Consider the following 5,490-nt stretch of genomic DNA (forward strand, 5'->3'; position numbering starts at 1 on the left):
GCCGGGGAATCCCTTGATCGCCAGCAGCGCCTGATGCTGGCGCGGGGTCAGGCCGGCGTCTTCCGCCTGGACCTGGCTGAATTCGAGGAAGCGGCGGATCAGATAGCGAAACTCCGACAGTCGCTGGTAATCGGCCTGGCTGATGGCGGGGCGTGGTTTTTGTGGCTGCGACATATCAGACATGTGTTCGTTTTCCGGCGAAAGCTCAAACGGATTTCGGGCGAAACCGACTTGAATATTTATATCGTGTTACGATACATAGCCACCGACAAGCCCGGCTGGCCGCTTCGACCGTGCCGCATATCCACATTCGGCCCGCCGCCAGGAAGCAAAGCCCGCCATGAAGACCCCTCACTCGAACCCGGAGCATCTGCGTGATTTCACCACGGACGCCAGGGTGCTGCTCGTCGCGGCCATTGCCGTGGTGGTGGCGACAGCCGGACTGGTTGCCGGCATCGCGCTTTTGAAGCTGATCCGGCTGGCCACCAACATCGCCTATTTCGGCCAGTTCTCGCTTGCCGACCTGAAGCTTGAGGACACACCGCTTGGGCTTGCCGCCGTCATCGTCCCGGTGATTGGTGCGCTGATCATCGGCCTGATGGCGCGCTTCGGCAGCGAGAAGATCCGCGGCCATGGCATTCCCGAGGCCATCGAGGCGATCCTGCTCGGGCGCTCAAAACTCGACGCCAAGGTGGCGATCCTGAAGCCGCTGTCGTCGGCGATCTCGATCGGCTCCGGCGGACCGTTCGGCGCCGAAGGGCCGATCATTATGACAGGCGGTGCGATAGGCTCGCTGATCGCGCAGATGCTGCCGGTCAGCGACAACGAGCGCAAGACGCTGTTGGTGGCTGGTGCGGCAGCAGGCATGACCACCGTGTTCGGAACCCCGATCGCCGCCATCATGCTGGCCGTCGAACTGCTGCTTTTCGAATGGACCCCGCGCAGCTTCATCCCGGTGGCGGTCGCGGCTGTTATCGCCGAGGTGGAGCGCACCATGCTGCATCTGCCTGGGCCGATCTTTCCGTTTCAGGGCGGCATGGAGGTGTCCTTTGCCGGCCTTGCAGGCTGGGTGGCGATCGGCGTTTGTGCAGGACTTTTGTCGGGACTGCTGACGCAGATGGCCTATGCCTGCGAGGACGGTTTTCAGAAGCTGCCGATCCACTGGATGTGGTGGCCGATGATCGGCGGCCTGGTGGTCGGCATCGGCGGGCTGATCGAGCCGCACGCGCTCGGTGTCGGCTATGACAACATCACCGACATGCTGGACGGCCGCACCGTCGCGACGGCGGCCCTCCTGCTGCTGGTGGTCAAGGCGATCATCTGGTCGGTTGCGCTCGGCTCGGGAACGTCGGGAGGTGTGTTGGCGCCGCTGTTGATCATGGGCGGGGCCATGGGCGCTGTGCTCGCCGGCGTTCTGCCTGCCGCGGATCCGGGTTTCTGGGCGCTGCTGGCGATGGCCGCCACGATGGGCGGCACAATGCGTGCGCCGCTGACCGCCACGTTCTTCGCCGTCGAACTGACCGGCAACACACATATGCTGGTGCCGCTGATTGCTGCCTGCGCCGCCGCGCACGCCGTCACCGTGCTTCTGATGAAGCGGTCGATCCTGACCGAAAAGATCGCCAGAAGGGGACATCATCTGGTTCGCGAATACCGCGTCGACCCTTTCGCCCTGACCAGGGTGCGCGAGGTGATGACGTCACAGGTCGAAAGCGTGCCGGCGACGATGACGCTGCATGGCGCAGCAGCCTTCCTGACCGCGCCGGAAACACGGCATCCGAGTTTTCCGGTGGTGGATGAGAACGGGCATGTGCTGGGCCTCATCGATCCGCCGGCTATATTGCGCTGGAGACGCGCCGGCACGCACCGCACCACCACGCTTGGCGAACTGCTGGCCGGCAGCAAGGTGACGCTGGCCTATCCGGACGAATATCTCGAAGGCCTCTCCGACAAACTGCTGCTGGCCAACGTCTCTCATCTGCCCGTCGTCACTCGCGAAGGCTCGTTGCTGGTCGGCTATGTCGGCTGGAAGGATTTGATGCGCGTGCGGTCCAGGAAACAGGCCGAGGAGCGCGAGCGTTCGACCTTGCTTGGCTTCGGCACCAGACACACGAAAAAGAACGACGCCGTCGAAAGCCTTTAGATTCTCTCTGCGTGCTTCGCCCACTCCAGCACATAGAGCCTCAGCGCCGAGGACAGGTTGGTGTCGCGGGGCCGCGTCTCGTCGACTTCGGCGACAAGCGCAGCGAGCGTCAGCTCCCTGGTCGCCGCGATCGCGACGAGGTCCTCATAGAAGGGCTTTTCAAGCGAGTAGCTGGTGCGGTGACCACGAATGGTCACCGAGCGCTTTTCGACCGCGCTCACTGGTGACAGCTCACTGGTCGTCTTCGGCGCCGGATGGCTCGCGGCGGTGCCCAGCGACGAAGTTTTCGGCCTTGTCGGCGACTATGCGGTCGCGTTGCTTCTCTGCCTTGGAGCGACCGTACAGTGCCCGGTTCTGTTCGGCGACGCGCACTTTCTCGTCCCGCGCCTTCTGCTTGCGAGCCTGGCGGAGATTGACGATGTCAGCCATGGCGTGAACCGCAGGCCTATTTCTTGCGGAAGGCGTCGAGCGAGACCACTTCGGCGCCCTTGGTGCTGGCGTCCGCCGCTGCGGGCTTCTTCTCCGCCTCGGCGGCAGCTGCCTTCTTCTCCGCCTTCGGCTTTTTCTCGGAGACGATGGTCAACGGCTCAGGCGAGGCTGGAGCGGCTGGTTCCTCGGCTGCCGCGCCATCCGTCTTGACGTCGAATTCGAGTTCGAAATTGACCGACGGATCATAGAAGCCGCGTACGGCCGAAAACGGGATTTCGAGCTTTTCCGGCACATCGGAGAAGGACAGGCCAACCTCGAAGCCGGTATCGGTCACCTTCAGGTCCCAATACTGGAACTGAATGACGATGGTCATCTGCTCGGGATAGCGCTCGCGCAGCCGCGAAGACACGCGTACGCCCGGCGCGCCGGTCAGGAAGGTGATGAAGAAGTGGTGGTTGCCGGGGAGGCCGGTGCGCGCGACCTCGGCCAGGACCTTGCGCATGACGCCGCGCAACGCCTCCTGGGCCAGAATGTCGTAGCGGATGTGGTCGTCGGCCATGTGGCGGTCGGGTTCCGTTGAATCGTCCGCATAGCTGTAATCAAGCTTGAGGGCGGCGTAAACCGCATATAGATCACCCTCGCGCGGAAGCGAAGACTATTGCCAGCGATTTGATCGCTCAGGCGCTGGCGAGCGCGCTTTGCTTTTCGGACGATGCCGCGGACCGGCGCTTGCCGAAGGCGCGCAGGAATGTGCGCACGCCATTGGTCGCGGATTGCAGCACCTCGTCCTCGCGCGGCGAGCCGCCAAGCATGAAGGTGGTCTGCAGTTCGGCATTGACGAGGCCAAGGAACTGGCGTGCCGCCACATCCGGGTCCTCGATCGTGAGATAGCCGCCATAGGCGAGGCGGGCCAAGCGGGCGGCGATTGCCGGCCATGTTCTGCCCGGTCCCTGTTCGCGCCATTCGGCAAACAGTTCGGGATAGCGCTCGCCTTCGGTCTGGATCAGCTTGCGCAGGAATTTTCCGTCGCGGTTGCAGATGCAATTCTGGTTCAAGCGCACGGCAAAGCCGATCAGATCGGCTTCGAGATCCTTGGGCTGGTCGGGGAAGGTGGCAATGGTGGCGAAGATGCCGGCATTGCAGCGTTCGGTGAGGTCGCGGACCACGGCGACGAACAGTTTCTGCTTGTCGCCATGATGGTTGTAGATCGTCTGGCGCGAAACGCCGGCTTCGGCCGCGATCAGATCGATGTTGGCGCCGGCGAAACCTTCGCGGCAAAACACGGCAGCCGCGGAATCGACGATCGAGAGGCGCTTGGCCTCATGGCCGCGTGGCGGGAAAATGTCAGGAGAAACGTGCAGCTTCATAAAAAACTATATAGAGGTGATTGACGATTTAGACAAGAGTGTCTAAATTTGTGGACACAAGATAAAGAGATTTCGCGTGAGAGAGACGGATAGAATTCGCTCTCGAGCTGTCGGAAGCTCACGGGATGGAACGTCCTAGGTTAGACGTCGCCTAGCGGCGGCAACCAGATTTGAAAGAGCCTTTATCATGAGTCCCAAATTCCTCCGCATCGCGGTCGTGCTCGGCTTGTTGTCCGCCATCGGCCCGTTCGCCATCGACATGTATCTGCCCGCGCTGCCGTCGATCGGCGCGGATCTGCATGCCAGCACCGCTGCGGTGCAGATGAGCCTGTTGATCTTCTTCCTGTCGATGGGGTTTGGCCAGATCGTCGTCGGGCCGATTTCCGACATGATCGGCCGCAAGCTGCCGCTTTATGGCGGTCTTGCGCTGTTCATGGTTGGCGGCATCGGTTCGGCAATGGCGCCGACCATCGAATGGCTGATCGCTTTCCGTTTCCTGCAAGGGCTTGGCGCCAGCGCCGGCATGGCCGTTCCGCGCGCCATCGTGCGCGACCTGCACACCGGTAATGAGGCCGCCAAGCTGATGTCCTTGCTGATGCTGGTGTTCTCGGTGTCGCCGATCCTGGCGCCGCTGACCGGCAGCGTGATCATCGAGAATTTCGGCTGGCGCGCCGTGTTCTGGACGGTGACGGGCGCGGCTCTGCTGGCCACCATCCTTCTGGCGACTTCGCTCAAGGAGACGCGGCCGGTGGAAGATCGCGCCGGGTCCTCCTTCGGCACCGCGCTGTCGGCCTACCGCTTCCTGATGGGTGATCACAACTTCCTCGGTCTGACGGCGATCGCCGGCTTCGGCATTGCCAGCTTCTTCGTCTATCTGTCGAGTTCGTCGTTCATCCTGATCGACCATTACGGGCTGTCGCCTTCGGTCTACAGCGTGTTCTTCTCGATCAACGCGGTCGCCTTCATCGGCATGTCGCAGATGACGGGGCTGCTGGCCGAGCGCTTCGGCCTGAGGCGCGTGGTGCGCGTCGCGGTGACCGGCTATGCGACGACGATGGTGGTGCTGTTCGCGGTGATGGCGACGGGCATCGACCGGCTCGATATGATGGCGGCGCTGCTGTTCGTCGGCTACGGCTTTCTCGGCCTAGTCATTCCGACCACCTCGGTTCTGGCCATGGAAGAACATGGCGAGATTGCCGGCACCGCTTCAGCGCTGATGGGCACGCTGCATTTCGCCATCGGCGCACTCGCCATGGGTGTCGCCGGCGTGTTCTTCGACGGTACGCCGCTGCCGATGGTGGCCGGGATCACGCTGTGTGCGGTGATTTCCTTCACGCTGGCCAAGATCACGCTCGGCCGCTCGCGCGAGGTTGCCGAGGCACCGGCGGAATAAGCAACCAAAACAAATGAAAAAGGCCGGGTTCTGAACTGACCCCCGAAAGTTGGACACAACCTTCGGGGGTTTTGCATGTCCAAATACAGCGAGAGTTTCAAGCGCTCGGTTGTCGATAGCTATTTAGGCGGGGATGAGAGCTGCGCGAGTGCGGCGTC

At 62.6% G+C, this 5,490-nt stretch carries 6 protein-coding genes and 1 pseudogene; 2 read left to right on the top strand and 5 right to left on the bottom strand.

What is annotated here, in order from left to right; genetic code table 11:
- Window positions 1-183, bottom strand: a pseudogene (locus EOA19_RS34600) (MarR family transcriptional regulator); the annotation flags it as partial.
- 157 nt (window positions 184-340) lie between these two features.
- Between EOA19_RS34600 and EOA19_RS34605 the strand changes: the two are divergent.
- Complete coding sequence (locus tag EOA19_RS34605; RefSeq protein ID WP_128306085.1) at window positions 341-2,143, top strand: chloride channel protein; 1,803 nt, start codon at window positions 341-343, stop codon at window positions 2,141-2,143.
- Here EOA19_RS34605 and EOA19_RS34610 read toward each other — a convergent pair.
- The 4 genes from EOA19_RS34610 to EOA19_RS34625 all read right to left on the bottom strand — a co-directional run bounded on the left by EOA19_RS34610 (window position 2,140) and on the right by EOA19_RS34625 (window position 3,939).
- Entirely contained in the window at window positions 2,140-2,364 is a 225-nt protein-coding gene (locus tag EOA19_RS34610) for a ribbon-helix-helix domain-containing protein (RefSeq protein ID WP_128306086.1), read from the bottom strand. The genes EOA19_RS34605 and EOA19_RS34610 overlap by 4 nt on opposite strands.
- Before the next feature lie 10 nt (window positions 2,365-2,374).
- Complete coding sequence (locus tag EOA19_RS34615; RefSeq protein WP_127260259.1) at window positions 2,375-2,572, bottom strand: DUF4169 family protein; 198 nt, start codon at window positions 2,570-2,572, stop codon at window positions 2,375-2,377.
- A 16-nt stretch (window positions 2,573-2,588) separates the two neighbouring features.
- A complete protein-coding gene (locus tag EOA19_RS34620) occupies window positions 2,589-3,131 on the bottom strand; it encodes an SspB family protein (RefSeq protein WP_128306087.1) in 543 nt (180 codons plus the stop codon).
- Between the two features lie 118 nt (window positions 3,132-3,249).
- Entirely contained in the window at window positions 3,250-3,939 is a 690-nt protein-coding gene (locus EOA19_RS34625; RefSeq protein WP_128306088.1) for a TetR/AcrR family transcriptional regulator, read from the bottom strand.
- A 187-nt stretch (window positions 3,940-4,126) separates the two neighbouring features.
- Here EOA19_RS34625 and EOA19_RS34630 point away from each other — a divergent pair, with 187 nt between their 5' ends.
- The gene (locus EOA19_RS34630; RefSeq protein WP_128306089.1) at window positions 4,127-5,332 is read left to right on the top strand and encodes a multidrug effflux MFS transporter; all 1,206 of its coding nucleotides are present in this window, start codon (window positions 4,127-4,129) and stop codon (window positions 5,330-5,332) included.
- Window positions 5,333-5,490: the final 158 nt, after the last annotated feature.

This window comes from Mesorhizobium sp. M7A.F.Ca.US.010.02.1.1 (assembly GCF_004023085.1).
In the GTDB taxonomy this organism is placed as follows: domain Bacteria; phylum Pseudomonadota; class Alphaproteobacteria; order Rhizobiales; family Rhizobiaceae; genus Mesorhizobium.